This is a genomic window from Agriterribacter sp. (assembly GCF_035445465.1).
Taxonomy (GTDB): Bacteria; Bacteroidota; Bacteroidia; order Chitinophagales; family Chitinophagaceae; genus Agriterribacter.
Map to the genome: position 1 here is coordinate 190,944 of NZ_DAOMQT010000004.1, position 15,998 is coordinate 206,941.

Consider the following 15,998-nt stretch of genomic DNA (forward strand, 5'->3'; position numbering starts at 1 on the left):
TTAAAATATTTAAAAGAAGAAGAAATGAAAAAGTTTATAACATATATCACTGCGGTTATTGTAACAGCCGCACTGGCTTCCTGTTCCAAATTCCTGGATGTAAATGAAAACCCCAACGCGCCGTCTGATGTGCCGGTAGAACAGATACTGCCCAATGTGCTGGTGAGTTCCGTAAATATTGAGATCATAGGGATCTCCAACTCTCCCGGTGTAAGCGGATCACTGAATCAACTGGGTTCGGTTTGGGGCGGTTACTGGGCTAAGGCTACCGATGGCCCGTCTGCAGCTTCTTTGTTCTTGCTGGAAGAAACCTACGCCGTAGAAGCGATGGCATCCGACCGTGATGGAAGGAATTTTTGGGAAGATATTTATAAGATACTCACCAATTACAGGAATATAGAAACCAAAGCAAGCCAGGAAGGCCACCTGGCGTATGCCGGGGTGGCTAAAATTATGCAGGGCTGGCATTTTATGCGTTTGGTAGATTTATACAACAATGTACCTTTTGAGGAAGCATTGCAGGGAACAGATAATGCCACCCCGGCTTTTGAAGACGGACAAACGGTGTATGAAAAATCTGTTAACCTGATCACTAACGGTATAGCGGATATTAAAAATGCCACTCCCCTTTCAAAGCATCCTGCCGCAGACGACATCCTGTTTAAAGGCGACATGGCCCGCTGGATAAAATTTGCGAATACGGTTAAATTAAGAGCCCTGCTTCGCCAAAGTCAAACAGGTAATGCTAACTATATTGATGCCGAGCTTGCTAAAATAGCGGCAGAAGGAAGCGGCTTTTTGAGCGTGGGAGAAAGTGCACAGGTAAATCCCGGTTATACAGATGGTACCGCCGGGTTACAAAACCCGCTTTGGGAAACCTATTACCGTACTGCTGTTGGCGCTTTAACCCCCGCTTATAATACCATTCGCCCAACAGCATTTTTGGTTAGCGAATATAAGCGGTTGAATGACCCCCGCCTGGAAAAATTATATGCCAGGGCGCAGGCAACCGGCGAATATACAGGCGTGCCTTTAGGTACGGAAGATGGGGCATTTTCGATGGCAAATACTTCACCCTTTCTTGGCCCCCAGGAAAATGGCGGACAGCCTGGTGCATTGTTTAAGCGTTCTACCCAGTCGTCTGTATTGTTAGGTTCTTTTGAAAGCCTTTTTTTACAGGCGGAAGCCGCGGAAAGGGGCTGGATAAGCGGCAATACAAAGGATTTTTACAACCTTGGAGTGCAGGAATCTTTGAAATACATGGAGGCCGTGGCCGGATACGCTGACTATATTATACAGAACGAAGTAGATCTTGACCAGGCAGCCGATAAAATAGAAAGGATCATAGAACAGAAATGGCTTTCGCTGAACACCATTAACGGTTTTGAAGCATGGAATGATTATCGCAGGCTGGGTATACCGGCTATACCGCAATCGTTACGAAGCCCCAGTGCTGATCCGGCTTACCGTCCGCTAAGGCTTACTTACCGCAAGTCTGAACTTACCGGTAACGGGGAAGAAGTGGCAAAGCAGGGTAATATAGATCCGTTCACCGCTTCCGTTTTTTGGGATAAATAAACGATAAGAACACACAAAAACCCGGATTTTAACGATTTCAAATGAAGAATTTCCGCTTTTTGTAAATTTCCGGGAAAGCAAATCTTTATTTTCCGCTTTTGGGAATTTATCCTTTATATCAAACAACAATAACGCCCATGGCACTGCCGAAGAAAAAGAAAACAACCTGGCAAAAAGTACGCAAATTATTCAATGATATTCACCTCTGGCTGGGGCTTGGCAGTGGGCTGATCGTAATTGTGATTTGTTTCAGCGGCACCGCATACGTGTATAATACCGAACTAACGGAAATGGCCGCACCCCATTTATATGAAGTAAAACAGGTAGCGGGTGCGGAACGCATTGCACCCGAGCAACTGGTAGGAAAAGTGCAGCAGGTGTCGGGAGGTAAAGTAACTGCGGTAAACATACCTGCCGACCCCGGGAGAACATACCAGTTTAATGTAAGAACGAAAGATGATAAATCGCGTTTCGGCACTACTTATATGGTTGATCCCTATTCAGGAGAGATCGTGGGAAATTCGCTTGAAAAAAACGGCACCAAGGAATTCATGAGCACCATGTTCAGTCTGCACCGCTGGCTGCTGCTCGATAAAGTGGAGCAGCCGATTTTGAGCAGCATGACCAACAGGGAACTGGGAAGCAAAATATCCGGGTGGACTACCATCATTTTTACAGTAGGCTGTATAACCGGTTTGATCATATGGTTCCCGCAAAAAGTGAGAACATGGCGGCAGGGATTAAAAATAAAGCTTACCGGCAACTGGAAACGCATTAACCACGACCTGCACAATACACTCGCCTTTTATTCGCTCATTTTTTTATTGGTGATGGGGCTTACCGGCCCGCAGTGGTCATTTGAATGGTACAGGGATGGCTTGCAAAAAACACTGGGAACATACAAACCAAAGCCACAGGGAGCGGAAGGTAAAGCAGGTGAATCTGGCGGAAAGTCACAAAGCAGGGAAGCCGGTACAGAAAGGAAAGAAGAAAGCGAAAATAAAACCCGGGGAACAGCCGCGGCTAACCGGGGTAGTGGAGAAAAGAAGGGTGAAGCAGAAAAAAGCCAGTCATCCAAAGTATCAGCCGGCACAAGCGCGTCGCCTGTTGAAGATGAACAGGAACCATTAAGCATTACGGCGTATGTAGCAGCAGCCAGCAAGCTGTTGCCCTATAAAGGAAACTATATGGTAAACCTGCCGGCGGATGCAAAAGCCCCGGTATCCGTTAGTAAAACAAGAGTGGGCTTTTTTGCACCGGCAGCAGGCGACAGGCTAACCCTGGATCAATACACAGCGGCTGCCGTTAAAGTAGATATTTTCAGGGACAAACCTTTTAATGAGCGAATTGCAGGTTCCATAAAAGCGCTGCATGTAGGCAATGTATATGGCGGGTTTAGCAAGCTGCTCTATTTCATTGCCTGTTTGGTTGCCACTACCCTGCCCGTAACAGGTACCCTCATCTGGCTTAACAAGCTGAAGAAAAAAAGAAAAAGGAAACCACTGGCCGTTCAGCCTGCAAAAGAACCAGCATTTAATTCAGGTATATTAAGGAATGCGTAATAACAGCTCACCTGCTGCCGGTTATAGTAATCGTATGGCGCAGGCTGTTGAATCCTGTATGCGGCTCCCACATGCTTTGGTTGGCCAGTTGCATGCTGTATTCGGGTCTTTTGGAAAGCGTGGGATAAGCATCAGGAAGGTTCAGCAATAGGGCATACCGCCCGGCGGGAATTTTAACAGGGAGCTGTATGATCTCTTTCCATGCAATATCGCCCGGAAACCAGAATCGTATATCTGCCTTACATGGAAGGATAAAAATTTTCCCGGTTTCCATATTGCGTAATACCAGTTCAACCCTGCGGGGATTAAAAGGAGCAGCATACCCCCGGTTAACGAGACTAACGGAAAAAGCAAATGGTTCGCCCGCTTTGGCGGCAGCGGGAAACAGTGCATCCTTCAAAACAAAACGGTAGCCGAGCCTTTTTTTAATGCTGCCCATGCAACCCATCGAATCCCAGTCGTTGTTTACTTTATTGTTGTAACCCGTATTAAGATAACTGTAATGCATAGCCGCCATTTCCTGCTCCGCATGCCCGGCAGGAGCGCAGTCGTTCTGCGGACTAAAAGCATCATCACAGGTTTCGCCACCTACCGGCCCGTAGCGGCTGTCGGCTTCAAAATATTCTCGCATGATCTCATTTGCAGGTTTTTTGGGAGTGGATGAGCTGCCATAATCGTAGTACGTGCCATAATCATCGGCGCTTGCTAAAAAGCAATCGTTGTGAAAACCTATTCTTGCTTCATCCGTTTCGCTATATGCTTTTTCACGGCTCAGGGGTTTTGAATCGGTAGACGCTGAAGGTCCGTATACAAACTTCTGTTTCATTTGTGGTGTACGCACCTGTACCATCCTGTTTTTGGGCAGTGCATTCAGCAGGGCTTTGAGTATATCATTCCTGTCGTGCCAGTTGCTGTCTAATATCCTGCCGGCGCCGTTTTCCGACGCATCGCCAAAATAGTCGGTATAATAATTTTCTCCCCATATGCCAATAAAGCCCTGTTGCACCACAGCAATGATATCCGCATTCCTTTGCAGCAATGGTTTTAGCTGTGAGAGGTGTTGTAATACAATGGCTTTGGGTGCATCGCCATAAGGCGGGCAAATACCTTCCTTATCGGCGCAGCCATCCGAATGTACTTTATTGATATAGGAAAAACGGAGGATCATTTTCAAGCCGGCTTTTCTTACAATAGCCAAATCATTTTCCAAAGCCTTCAGAAAATCCTCATCCAGGGGCCGGTCAACAAACTTATCCAATATGTAATAGCGGAACAGCAGCGTTGAATAAACTGCGTAACTGGCGCTGCCATGCTTTTGCTCCGCTTTCCTGTAGGAAATGAGCCGCTCCCCATTCAGCGGAACAAAGTTGCCCGCGTGTGTTTGTGAAGGAATATAAAAGCCTCTTTCGGGGTTGGGAAAATCATTACTGTTTTCGGTATAGCTGATCGTTACAGGCTGTGCATACAGCCATTGAAAGCTAATAATAAAATAAACACAAAGCAGGATAGACAGGAAACTTCTCATGGAGACGCTTAATTAATGCTATTAAAAATACGGCTTCCCGTACATTTTACTCTTGATATTATGGAATTGCCACCGAATGTTTTTTAAAAACCCTTTGCGGATTGATAAATAATTTATTATCTTAAACTACCCGTTCCCGCCGTTTCATTATTTACAGCTAACACCTAAAATGCTAACCATGAAAGTGCACACAGTTTACCTGCTGTTCCTGTGCTGCTTATTGAGCAATCCCTCCTTTGCACAGGATTATTTTTACAATAACCGTTATTACGAAAGCGATTTTCTTTTTGAAGGAGGACTGTCGCTTGGCGCTATCAACTGCCTCACAGATATAGGCGGCAGACCCGGTAATGGTAAAAAATTCCTGAAAGACCTCAACTGGCAAAACACCCGAATGAGCGGCGGAATTTTTGTGAGCTTTACCTATAGGTATGCCCTTGGCGCACGGCTGGAATTTAACATGGGTAACATTATGGCGTACGACAGCATTCTAAAAAATGATCCTTCCGAAGCGCGCAATCGCTACCGCCGTAACCTTCATTTTAAAAGCCGTATTACTGAGCTGCTGCTGCTTGCCGAATTGCACCCGCTGATGTTATTCCCTGCAAAAAATAAAGCGAATGTATCGCCCTATTTAGTTGGAGGTACAGGCTTGTTTATTTTTGATCCGCGGGCCTGTCTGAACGGCGAATGGGTTTCACTGAATACAATCCATACAGAGGGACAGGGCTTTGAAGAATACCCGGAAAGAAAGGTATACAAACTCACCCAACTGAATTTTCCAGTGGGAGCCGGTATACAATTCGAATGCTCAGCCTTACTGAATCTCCGGATCGAAATATTGCATCGCATTACCCGAACGGATTATTTGGATGATGTGAGCACGAGGTATATTGATCCTGATTTATTTCAAAAATATCTTTCTCCTTACCAGGCAGCATATGCCCTGCAATTGCACGACAGGCAAAAAGAAATTGATCCTTCCGCTACAACAATACCCAATGCCATAAGAGGCAACAACAGCAGGAACGATTCCTATTTTACCGTGCAGTGTAAGCTAAGCCTGATCATAGGGCGCGAAAGAAGATAAAGTGATGGAGACGCGTAGTGCCACTAAGCCACTAAAGCACTAAGTCGCACCAGGTTGTTTTGTGAATCTTTGTGTCTTCGTGACTTTGTGGCAAGTAACAAAGCAAAGCCACCAATAAAAACCTCATAAAAACATAAAACTTATGGAATATTTACCACTGACCAAAGAAGAAGAAACAATCGGAAAAGCTATCGTAAATGCTGCTTTCAAAATCCACACAGCGCTGGGCCCCGGTTTACTTGAGAAGGTTTATGAAATATGCATGGTTCATGAACTTACTAAAAACGGCTTTCATGTGCAGCGCCAGGTATATATACCTATTGTTTATGATGGAATGGTTTTCAATGAAGGACTGAGATTAGATTTGCTGGTGGACGATTTAGTCATAGCAGAATTAAAAGCGATAGAAACTGTAAATCCTGTTTGGCAGGCGCAAATAATAAGTCATTTAAAAATGACCCGACTCAGACTTGGATACCTTATAAATTTTACTGTTCCAATGATTAAAAACGGTATAAAAAGGTATAGAGTATAATTAAACTACGGCTACGTTAAAATTAACCTTGTGTTTTCGGGACAAGTAATAAAGGCATGCCACTAAGACACTAAGCGCACCAAGCAGCACCAAATTGTTTTGTGAATCTTTGTGTCCTCGTGCCTTCGTGGCAGGTAATAAACGAATGCCACTAAGCCACTAAGTCACTAAGGCGCACCAGGATGTTTTGTGAACCTTCGTGTCCTCGTGCCTTCGTGGCAAACAACGAAGGATACTAGATTTCAAACAAAATTCTTAACTTCATTGCTATAGCCAATGCAATCCACCTTTTCAGTCTAACGGAAAAAAGTCACCTCCGACAATAACTCAACAATTGTTTTACCACCCAAAAAGATACCATGGATTCGCGCAGAGATTTTATTAAGAAATCCGTTTTATTATCCGGCGCCGCCGGTTTTTCCAGTTTACTTCCAGCCTCGGTACAGCGGGCATTCGCTATTGATCCGCCCGCAGGCAGCACCTATCTTGACGCAGAACATATTGTTATCCTTATGCAGGAAAACAGGTCTTTCGATCATTGCTTCGGCAGCCTGCAGGGCGTTAGGGGATTTAATGACCCGAGAGCGATAGCCTTGCCCGATAAAAAACCGGTTTGGCTGCAAACCAATGAAAAAGGAGAAACCTATGCGCCCTTCCGGCTGGATATTAAAGATACCAAAGTAACCTGGATGGGCGACCTGCCGCATTCGCGCCCCAGCCAGGTGGATGCGTACAATGGAGGTAAATATGATAAATGGCTAACCGCTAAACGGTCGGGGAATAAAAAATATTCCGGTATGCCGCTAACGCTTGGCTATTATAACAGAACCGATCTGCCATTTAACTATGGTATGGCCGACGCGTTTACGGTTTGCGACCAGCATTTCTCATCTGCCATGACGAGCACAACGCCTAACCGTTCTTTTTTCTGGACGGGTAAGGTCAGTCATGAACAGGATGGTGTTATGCAGGCCAATATGCGCAACGAAAATTACAGCTATGCTAAAATGCCCTGGAAAGCTTTTCCTGAGCTGTTGGAAGAAAATGATATTGCCTGGAAGTTTTACCAGAACGAAATAAGCTGTGGCGGCGGGTTTAAAGGAGAAGAAAGATCATGGCTGGCTAACTTCGGATGTAACCTGTTAGAGTTTTTCGCGGCCTTTAATGTGAAATTTTCTCCGCGCTATATACAAAACCTGCAGAAGCTGGCAGATGAATTGCCCGGTGAAATCAATAAGCTGCAGGAAGAAAGCCCGTCAACGGATGAAGCCGCTAAAAAAATACAAACGGAGGTTGCAAAAAAGCAGGAAGTATTAGATAATGCAAAGCAGGAACTGAACAAATGGAATAAGGAAACGTTTGAAAAATTACCTGAGAAAGAAAAAGCATTGTACCGCAACGCGTTTGTAGTAAACAGTGGCGATCCTTCTTATCATAATATTACTACCCTGCAATATAAAGAAGGAAACGACGAACGTGAACTTACCGTGCCTGCAGGAGATGTGCTGCACCAGTTCAGGAAAGATGTAAATGAAGGGAAGCTGCCAACGGTATCGTGGCTGGCCAGCCCGCAGAATTTTTCCGATCACCCCAGCGCGCCGTGGTATGGGGCATGGTATGTATCTGAAATATTAGATATCCTCACTAAAAATCCTGAAGTGTGGAAGAAAACCATTTTTATTTTAACCTACGATGAAAATGACGGCTACTTCGATCATGTACCACCGTTCTCTGTGCCGGATAATAACAAACCGGAAACCGGTAAATGTTCTGCCGGCATTGATACGGAGATAGAGCACGTTCGTATGGAAAGCGAGCGTAAGCTGGGCGTAGCAGCCAAACAGGCCCGCGAAGCGCCCATAGGGCTCGGCTTTCGCGTACCCATGATCATCGCTTCTCCCTGGAGCCGTGGCGGCAAGGTTTGTTCAGCAGTGTATGATCATACGTCTACCCTTCAGTTCCTGGAAACATTTGTAAACAAAAAGTTTAACAAAAGCATCAGGCTTGATAATATCAGCCGGTGGCGACGCACCATTTGCGGTGATCTTACGGAAGCCTTCAGTCCATTTAACGGCAACAAAGTAGATAAAGTTCCTTTTCTTAAACGCGATACCTTTGTAGCAACTATTTATAACGCGAAATTCAAGGAAGAACCATCGGGATACCAGCAGTTTTCGGCGAAAGAGATTGATGCTGTGATACAGGATCCTGTTGGCGCTGCTTTATTACCCGAACAGGAAGCGGGCATTCGCCCATCGAGCGCTTTGCCTTATGAGCTGTATGCGGATAGTAAAATGAACGCCGGTAACAAGGAGGTAGCGTTTCAATTGAAAGCGGGCAATGAATTTTTTGGAACAGGAGCTGCGGGATCACCATTTACAGTATATGCCCCGGGTATATTTACCGATGAGAAAGGCGTTGCTGAAGCTGCAAGAAACTGGTCTTTTGCAGTTTCGGCCGGCGATACCCTGAGCTATAGCTGGCCGGTAGCAGCTTTTGAGCATAAGCATTATCATCTGCGCTTGTATGGCCCTAACGGCTTTTACCGCGAGTGCATGGGAAATGACGAAGACCCCCTGCTGGAAGTGAATTGCCTTTACGAAACGGGAGGAAGGAATAAAAAGCCTACAGGCAATATCATGCTTGGCATAACCAATGCTGATCCTTTAAAGCCTTTGCATATTGAGATCAGGGATAATGCTTACGGAAAGAAAACGATAAAAAAGACGCTCACCCTGGCCACCGCTGAAAACATTGTACTTAATCTTAAAAGCAGCTATGGCTGGTACGATTTCAGTATTAAGGCGGCCGGTTTTGATGATTTTGAAAAACGCTATACCGGAAGGGTTGAAACGGGTAACGAAAGCTTCACCGACCCTTTCATGGGTAGAGTAACAGGGTAAACATCATGAAGGATACTAATTCCTGCATCTACGGGAAATATGCGACCGTTTATTTTCCCGGTCGTACAAAACCGCTAAAGCTAATGGATGACCTGTTTGTCATTTGCACATTTAGCTGTGCGGTGCCGTTTTCATACAAAGTAAAATCGCAGGACTGTACTTCCCGGTAATCTTTAGGAACAACGGTAATATTCCATCTGCCTTTATCATTGTTCGTTTTGCTGAAACTAAAGTCTGTGGTTTTAAAATTCAAAGGGCTTGTGGTTTCACCAATGGTTGCTGAATAGGCCCGGCCAAAGTAAGGAAGGTAAAACAGGAGGGTATCCTTTCGGCATGCCACCTCATAGCCACCTGTCAGATTTCGTGAGCGTCCGCGCTGTGGCAGGGCCTGGTTAGCGCTGAAGACCCAGTTATCTGCAGCAACGGCCGCTGCGATGGCTTCATCAGAAGCTGCACCGGTGGCAGCATGTTTAGCAGGAGAACAGCCGGCATGTATAAAAACAAACAGCACGCCTGTAAATAAGCAGCAGCGCAGCAGTGAATTAAATTGTTGTTTCATATGCATAGGTTTAAAAAAGTGCGGGGATCTTCCTTGCTAAAGTTACAGGATAGCTGGTAAAACAGGTAAGGAGTGTATACTATTTTTAAATAGGGTTCCCGCAATATTTGAGTTACAATAACAGGCTTCACATCCTGCTTGTCGTTGAAGTCCTTTAAAAAGATATGAAAAAATAATTTTTACCTGGCCTTCCGCTACTGCGGAATTTTTTCCACCAGAACTTCGTTTCCTGCTTTGTTGTAATACGTGCAGGTCATTTTGCCGAGACTGACGAACCATTTTTCGATACCTGTTTCCGCGCAATGATGGCAAAACGTAAAGTAATCAGTTGCTCCCTGCTGATGGATCTTGAGGTAATGTTCAAATTTTGCTTTGTTACTGGTACCGGCAACAGCCAGGTTTGCATACATGGCTGTTGAGGAAGTGTGAAAATCATTGTCCCCGAAATATTCAGTATGACTGTCCTTCACCCATGTTTCAAAAGCGGTTACGCCCAGTTGTTTGATTTCCTGAATGTATTTTGGAAAATCTGCTCCTGATTTCACCTTTTCGTGTGCTGCTTTAATTTGCTCTGCTGTAAACACGGTCCCGGAATTTTATGGTTAAGCGGTTGGTTGAATTATAGCGCAAATGAGTTTTTGGTATAAGTGAATAAGCTCAATACCATCCTCTTTTCCTGAAAAGATATAGCATGATCAGCGGAATAAACAGCATGGCGCCTACCGAAATATAAAAGCCCCATTTATTATGCAGCAGGGGAATCGCTTCGAAGTTCATACCAAAAATGCCACCGATAACCGTTGCCGGCGCCATCAGGCAGGTTACTATGGCCATTACTTTCATTACTTCATTCATACGCAGGTTTACGTTGTTAATGTAAATATCCTGCATGCTCATCATCATATCGCGGTAGTTCTCCGTAAAATCGTATGCCTGCACAATATGATCGTAAACATCTTTAAAATATTTGGTCGTACGATCATCCAGCAAATCACTTTCGCTCCGTATAAAACCGTTGATCAGCTCCCGCACGGGAGCGATATTACGTTTAAGCACGATTAATTCCTTACGCAAATGATTGATATGCGCCAGCGACCGGGTATTGCTGCGGCGTATCACCTCTTCTTCCAGCAGTTCAATTTGTTCGCCCAACCTTTCCATCACAATAAAGTAATTATCCACGATCATGTCGAGCATAGAATAGCAGAGATAATCCGCTGTTCTTTGCCTGATCTTGCTGTTCGCCATTTTTAATTTGTGCCGCATAGGGTCAAATACATCACGGGAGCCGTCTTCCTGGAAGGAAATAACGAAATCTTTACCGAGGGCAATACTGATCTGCTCCGTTTCCACGGTTCTGGTTGTTTCATTAAAATAGAGCATGTTAAGCAGGCAGAACAAAATACCTTCCACATCATCCATCTTGGGGCGTTGCCCTATGCTCAGGATGTCTTCTGTAAGCAGGGCATGAATGCCAAACGTATTGCAAATGGTTTCTACATCCTGCTTCCGTAACCCGTCAATATTGATCCAGGTAATACGATCATTGTTTTTGAAAGCAACACAGTCTGCTACATTTTCCAGGGTACGTTCTTCATAATGATCCGCGTTGTAATCATACACGAATAACTTTACATCTTCCGCCTCTTCCCTAACGGGAAGTATGGTAGGATTATAATGAAACAGTTCTCTCGTGCGCTGCGTACCAAACAGTGAGGCCAGCGGCAAATAACGTAAATATTTGTTTTTTACCATCAGGTGTTGTTTAATGAGCGGTATACCGGTAGCCCGACGTTAAAAATGATATAGGAAGTTTTAGAATAACTGTCCCCTTTGGGGAATAATAGAAGCCTTATAGCGTTTTATGCCACGAATGCACGAATTAGTATAGTTTTACCGAAAGCCCGATTAATAATTCGTGCATTCGTGGCGTATAAATCCCAATGCCGGATAGTTATTAATAATTTTAGCCCCTGCCTCCTTTTTCTATTTTAAGCGTGCTTTCAATAGTAACAATATCCCGGTCAAGTAAATACAAACCGCCTTTGTCGTCACCAATGAGCTTCAGCTTATCAATTACTCTTCTGGCAAGCGCTTCTTCTTCTATCTGCTCGCTTACATACCATTGCAGGAAATTATGCGTGGTGTAGTCTTTTTCTTTGAGGCAGATGTCTACCAGCTTATTGATCTCAGTGCTTACATGAATTTCATGATTCAAAACCTGTTCAAACAGGGGGCGGATACCTTTGTATTTTTGCGCCGGCTGCGGAAGTGCCGGGATAATGCCATGCCCTCCCCGTTCATTAATAAACTTTAACAGCTTTAGCATATGGATCCGCTCTTCATCGGAATGCTTGAATAAAAAATCGGAAATGCCGTTATAGCCTTCTACTTCGGCCCAACTGGCCATAGCTAAGTATATTTGCGAAGATTCGGCTTCTAACTGAACCTGCTGGTTCAACGATTTTTCGATTTTGGGAGAAATCATACTATTTAGTTTATCGGTGATAAAAAGAGAAGGATTTAGAGATAAAGGAATTATTCTTTTCCCGAATGTACGGAATCGTTAAATGATTGCCTAATCGGCAGTCAACAACAGAAAACCGGCTGGCGAAGCATAATTTTTTTTATCTTTGCCTCCTAAATTTTGCGTGTATGATCAGGACAGGTAACCCCGTTATAAGCATTTATACGGAAATGACGCCCAACCCCGAAACCATGAAGTTTGTGGCTAATAAGCTGCTCTATCCCGGAAAAAGCATTGATTTCCCGGATATAGAAACAGCAAAGCCTTCAGCTCTGGCGCAGGAATTTTTTGGTTTCCCTTTTATAAAGTCGGTATTTATTGCCAGCAATTTTGTAACACTTACAAAAACGGCTGAAACAGAATGGCAGGACGTGATCCCTTCCATACGCAGTTTTTTAAAAGAGTATCTCGAAGAAGGCAAAGCCATCATCAATGAAGATGAAGTTGCGGCATTAAAGCCCGAAGCTTCCAACAGCGTTGCGGCCGATGATGATGATGTAGTGAAAAGAATTAAAGAGATCCTTGATAATTATGTAAAGCCGGCCGTTGAAATGGATGGCGGCGCTATACAATTCAGGAGCTACGACGATGGCGTGGTGAACCTGATGCTCCAGGGTTCCTGCTCAGGCTGTCCTTCTTCCATGATCACGCTTAAAGCAGGTATTGAAGGCATGATGAAAAGAATGGTGCCCGAAGTGAAGGAAGTGGTAGCCGAAGCCGAATAAGGTAATTGGTTTGATAAGAAATATAAAGGAGATATGCGGTTGCATGTCTCTTTTTTTATGCGTATTCCCTTTTTTCCCAGTTCACCTTTCTCTCTTTGAGATATTGAATAATATGGTTGAAGCACGCTTTGTTGCTGCCAACTTTTTCGGGCGGGAAAACTCCGGTTGCCGCAAATAATTTTTTGGCAATAAGATGAACGGCCGCTGTGCATGTATAGCCGGTAGAACGCGCCATAGAAGTAGTTTGGCTTTGCACATCATAATGATCGAGCAGCGCATATTCAACGGTTTTTCTTTTGCCTTCCTGCTCTCCCTGTACAATGATCTTCATTACCGTAAACTCTTCTTCACCCGGTTGCAGCTTCCATTCCTTAAATAAAATGGCGGAAGTATATTCGAGCGGTGAAATATCAATTCCCTTACCGGCAATGCGCTTTTTGTCAAAAAAACCACTTCGCTGCAATGCTATAATCAGTTCGCAATGGCCCGGATACCGGAGCGTTTTTTCTTTCATGTTGGGAATATGCTTCATCGTATCTATAATGGAGCGCAGTCCATCCGTATTAAAAGCTTCTAAGGTTCCCACGCCTTCAAAGTCCATCAGCTCTATTTCGGTTAATGCAGCTTTGGTAACCATTTGCCCGTTTTCTACAAGCCGTGCCGGGCGGGTATATTCTTCAATAACATCAACCGGCGAAAAAGGCGCTTTATATTCAAAAGGCTTTTTCCTGATCTTAGGCAATCCGCCTACATAGCATTCAAAATTATCTACTTTCATTTCTTCATTATAGCGGCCCAGCACCAGGTTGCTCATGCCCGGCGCAACACCACAGTCTACTATAGCCGTAACGCTGTTTTCTTTAGCCAGTGCATCCAGCTGAAGAGTATTTTCCGGTGAAAAAGAAATATCCACCACATTTTTCCCCGCTGCTATCACCTGTTTCAATACGCCGAATCCCATAAAGCCCGGAACAGCGGTTACCACCAGCTCAAAAGGTTTCAGCAACGCGTTGTAGCTTGCCAGTTCCGAAAGGTTGGCCTGCTCCGTTTTTACGGAAGGTGCTCTTTGTGCCAGCAAAGCAAGCGATCCGGAATTTTTATCAAAAGAAGTTACTTCGAAAGAGGTGGACAGATCTTCAGCAATGGCGCGTCCAACCATACCGGCGCCCAGAACAGCAATTTTCATTGATGATTATTTTAAAGAATAAAGATATTGTTTCACTTTTACATGAGATCAAATCTCTCATTAATGAAGCGTTGTAGTAATAATCTTCCACCAGGCTTTGTGCTTTCATATTCTGTGCATACTTTCCGTGGCAGATAGAAGCGCCATCTAAAACCCAGCTATGCAGCAACTAAAGAAAATTGTAGTTATTGGCCCGGAGTCAACAGGTAAAAGTACTTTATGCGAACAGTTAGCCGGTCATTATAAAACAATATGGTGTAGGGAATATGCCAGGGAATACCTGCTGAAGCATGGAATGGATTATACGTATGATAACCTGCTGGAGATTGCAAAAGGACAAATAGCGCTGGAAGACAAAACAGCAGCCGGTGTAGCTGAAAAGTACAGATACAGCCCGGGAGAAGGCAGCCCGCTCCTTTTTATTGATACGGATATGTACGTGATGAAAGTGTGGTGTGAATTTGTTTTTAATCAATGTCATCAATGGATCATTGATCAGATCGTTACCCGCCGTTATGATCTTTACCTGCTATGCAATACCGACCTGCCCTGGACGAAAGATGAACTCCGGGAATATCCCGACCTGGAAACGAGGGAAAGGTTGTACCGGATGTATAAAGATATTATGATCAATCAGCACACGCCGTGGGCCGATATTAGCGGGGATTATACCGGGCGGTTTGAAAAAGCAAAAAAGGCAGTGGGAAAGCTATTTGAAGTTTGAGATTGATGCGAGGTGCAGGGTACAAGTTGCAGGGTGGGTACAGGTTGCAGGTTACAAGTTTCAGGGGATACTGACCGCTAACGGCCTCCTTTGGATTTGATGTTTTAATTTTATCCGCTCCGGCGGACAAGCTTGCCTGCCGCAGGCAGGTTTGTTTTTTGTGATTTGGTTCTTCTCTTTGGGTTTCGGATTTAAGGCTTCGGGATAAAATGCAAATCATCCATTCCCTCTGTGTCACTTGCCTCCGTGGTTCATTGTGTTCCCGGCTTCGTTTACAAAATCGCTCTTACCACGTTTTCAATGATCTTTGGCCTGCCTAAGGTATAATAATGCAGTACGGGCACCCCGGCTTTTTTGAGTTCAATAGATTGTTGTTTCAGCCACTCCGTTCCTACCAGCTCCACATCGGCATCTGTTTTGCATTTCAGTATTTCCGTACTCAGCTCGGTGGGTATATCCACATGAAAAGTACGGGGCAGCACATTCAGTTGCTTAATAGATGAAATGGGCTTTAGCCCGGGAATGATGGGGACATCAATGCCGTTCTCCCGGCAGTTTTTAACGAAATCGAAATATTTCTGGTTATCAAAAAACATTTGGGTTACAATATACTCGGCGCCTGCATCTACCTTGGCTTTAAGGTAGAGCATGTCGGTAGAAGTATTGGGCGATTCAAAATGTTTTTCGGGGTAACCCGCCACGCCAATGCAAAAATCGGTTCGGAAACCATTGCGAATGCTTTCTTCTAAGTAAATGCCGTTGTTAAGGTTTACCGTTTGCTTCAGCAGATCAATGGCGTATTTGTGCCCTTCGGGCTCCGGCTCAAAAAAGGTTTCATTTTTTGCCGCATCCCCGCGCAATACCAGCACATTATCTATCCCCAGAAAATAAAGGTCAATCAACGCGTCTTCCGTTTCGCGAACGGTAAAGCCTCCGCAAATAAGATGCGGAACCGCGTCTACCTTATAGTGATTCATAATGGCGGCGCAAATGCCTACGGTTCCCGGCCGCTTCCTGATCTCCACCTTCTCAAAGCTGCTGTCGGCCTTTTTCTTAAAGATATGCTCTGCCCGGTGATAGGTTA

General features: G+C 44.6%; 14 protein-coding genes. 7 read left to right on the plus strand and 7 right to left on the minus strand.

Going from position 1 to position 15,998, the window contains the following annotated elements:
• Positions 1-24: 24 nt before the first annotated feature.
• Together PLE34_RS03970 and PLE34_RS03975 are read left to right on the plus strand one after the other, a co-directional pair.
• Positions 25-1,578 carry a SusD/RagB family nutrient-binding outer membrane lipoprotein gene (locus tag PLE34_RS03970; protein WP_324554454.1) on the plus strand — a complete coding sequence of 518 codons (1,554 nt, stop codon included), beginning with the start codon at positions 25-27 and terminating at the stop codon, positions 1,576-1,578.
• A 137-nt stretch (positions 1,579-1,715) separates the two neighbouring features.
• Positions 1,716-3,140, plus strand: a complete 1,425-nt coding sequence (locus PLE34_RS03975; RefSeq protein WP_324554455.1) for a PepSY-associated TM helix domain-containing protein — start codon at positions 1,716-1,718, stop codon at positions 3,138-3,140.
• Between the two features lie 7 nt (positions 3,141-3,147).
• Here the strand turns inward: PLE34_RS03975 and PLE34_RS03980 are convergent, their stop codons facing one another.
• Complete coding sequence (locus PLE34_RS03980; protein WP_324554457.1) at positions 3,148-4,665, minus strand: DUF4832 domain-containing protein; 1,518 nt, start codon at positions 4,663-4,665, stop codon at positions 3,148-3,150.
• A 178-nt stretch (positions 4,666-4,843) separates the two neighbouring features.
• Between PLE34_RS03980 and PLE34_RS03985 the strand changes: the two genes are divergently transcribed.
• From PLE34_RS03985 to PLE34_RS03995, 3 genes are all read left to right on the plus strand, one after another.
• Entirely contained in the window at positions 4,844-5,755 is a 912-nt protein-coding gene (locus tag PLE34_RS03985) for a hypothetical protein (protein WP_324554459.1), read from the plus strand.
• Positions 5,756-5,897: 142 nt separating this feature from the next.
• Positions 5,898-6,290: a GxxExxY protein gene (locus tag PLE34_RS03990; RefSeq protein ID WP_324554462.1), complete on the plus strand. Its 393-nt coding sequence runs from the start codon at positions 5,898-5,900 to the stop codon at positions 6,288-6,290.
• Between the two features lie 359 nt (positions 6,291-6,649).
• Positions 6,650-9,193, plus strand: a complete 2,544-nt coding sequence (locus PLE34_RS03995) for a phosphocholine-specific phospholipase C (protein WP_324554464.1) — start codon at positions 6,650-6,652, stop codon at positions 9,191-9,193.
• Between the two features lie 49 nt (positions 9,194-9,242).
• Here PLE34_RS03995 and PLE34_RS04000 read toward each other — a convergent pair whose 3' ends face one another.
• The 4 genes from PLE34_RS04000 to PLE34_RS04015 all read right to left on the minus strand — a co-directional run bounded on the left by PLE34_RS04000 (position 9,243) and on the right by PLE34_RS04015 (position 12,240).
• Positions 9,243-9,752 carry a DUF4251 domain-containing protein gene (locus PLE34_RS04000; protein WP_324554466.1) on the minus strand — a complete coding sequence of 170 codons (510 nt, stop codon included), beginning with the start codon at positions 9,750-9,752 and terminating at the stop codon, positions 9,243-9,245.
• 194 nt (positions 9,753-9,946) lie between these two features.
• A complete protein-coding gene (locus PLE34_RS04005; RefSeq protein WP_324554468.1) occupies positions 9,947-10,336 on the minus strand; it encodes a DUF1398 domain-containing protein in 390 nt (129 codons plus the stop codon).
• Positions 10,337-10,409: 73 nt separating this feature from the next.
• Entirely contained in the window at positions 10,410-11,507 is a 1,098-nt protein-coding gene (corA, locus tag PLE34_RS04010; protein ID WP_324554470.1) for a magnesium/cobalt transporter CorA, read from the minus strand.
• Between the two features lie 211 nt (positions 11,508-11,718).
• Positions 11,719-12,240 carry a ferritin gene (locus PLE34_RS04015; RefSeq protein WP_324554472.1) on the minus strand — a complete coding sequence of 174 codons (522 nt, stop codon included), beginning with the start codon at positions 12,238-12,240 and terminating at the stop codon, positions 11,719-11,721.
• A gap of 167 nt (positions 12,241-12,407) precedes the next feature.
• Here PLE34_RS04015 and PLE34_RS04020 point away from each other — a divergent pair, with 167 nt between their 5' ends.
• Entirely contained in the window at positions 12,408-13,004 is a 597-nt protein-coding gene (locus PLE34_RS04020; protein ID WP_324554474.1) for a NifU family protein, read from the plus strand.
• Between the two features lie 55 nt (positions 13,005-13,059).
• Here PLE34_RS04020 and PLE34_RS04025 read toward each other — a convergent pair whose 3' ends face one another.
• Entirely contained in the window at positions 13,060-14,190 is a 1,131-nt protein-coding gene (locus PLE34_RS04025) for a saccharopine dehydrogenase family protein (RefSeq protein ID WP_324554475.1), read from the minus strand.
• A 160-nt stretch (positions 14,191-14,350) separates the two neighbouring features.
• Between PLE34_RS04025 and PLE34_RS04030 the strand changes: the two genes are divergently transcribed.
• Positions 14,351-14,914 (plus strand): AAA family ATPase, encoded by a 564-nt coding sequence (locus PLE34_RS04030; protein ID WP_324554477.1) that lies wholly within the window; start codon positions 14,351-14,353, stop codon positions 14,912-14,914.
• A gap of 272 nt (positions 14,915-15,186) precedes the next feature.
• Here PLE34_RS04030 and PLE34_RS04035 read toward each other — a convergent pair.
• On the minus strand, positions 15,187-15,998 hold an 812-nt coding region (locus tag PLE34_RS04035; protein ID WP_324554479.1), incomplete at its 5' end, for a methylenetetrahydrofolate reductase.

What these genes read in the sequence shown, in the direction of transcription:
- PLE34_RS03970 (WP_324554454.1), top strand. Translation starts at nt 25, where the DNA reads ATGAAAAAGTTTATAACATATATCACTGCGGTTATTGTAACAGCCGCA.
- PLE34_RS03975 (WP_324554455.1), top strand. Translation starts at nt 1,716, where the DNA reads ATGGCACTGCCGAAGAAAAAGAAAACAACCTGGCAAAAAGTACGCAAA.
- PLE34_RS03980 (WP_324554457.1), bottom strand. Translation starts at nt 4,665, where the DNA reads ATGAGAAGTTTCCTGTCTATCCTGCTTTGTGTTTATTTTATTATTAGC.
- PLE34_RS03985 (WP_324554459.1), top strand. Translation starts at nt 4,844, where the DNA reads ATGAAAGTGCACACAGTTTACCTGCTGTTCCTGTGCTGCTTATTGAGC.
- PLE34_RS03990 (WP_324554462.1), top strand. Translation starts at nt 5,898, where the DNA reads ATGGAATATTTACCACTGACCAAAGAAGAAGAAACAATCGGAAAAGCT.
- PLE34_RS03995 (WP_324554464.1), top strand. Translation starts at nt 6,650, where the DNA reads ATGGATTCGCGCAGAGATTTTATTAAGAAATCCGTTTTATTATCCGGC.
- PLE34_RS04000 (WP_324554466.1), bottom strand. Translation starts at nt 9,752, where the DNA reads ATGAAACAACAATTTAATTCACTGCTGCGCTGCTGCTTATTTACAGGC.
- corA (WP_324554470.1), bottom strand. Translation starts at nt 11,507, where the DNA reads ATGGTAAAAAACAAATATTTACGTTATTTGCCGCTGGCCTCACTGTTT.
- PLE34_RS04015 (WP_324554472.1), bottom strand. Translation starts at nt 12,240, where the DNA reads ATGATTTCTCCCAAAATCGAAAAATCGTTGAACCAGCAGGTTCAGTTA.
- PLE34_RS04020 (WP_324554474.1), top strand. Translation starts at nt 12,408, where the DNA reads ATGATCAGGACAGGTAACCCCGTTATAAGCATTTATACGGAAATGACG.
- PLE34_RS04025 (WP_324554475.1), bottom strand. Translation starts at nt 14,190, where the DNA reads ATGAAAATTGCTGTTCTGGGCGCCGGTATGGTTGGACGCGCCATTGCT.
- PLE34_RS04030 (WP_324554477.1), top strand. Translation starts at nt 14,351, where the DNA reads ATGCAGCAACTAAAGAAAATTGTAGTTATTGGCCCGGAGTCAACAGGT.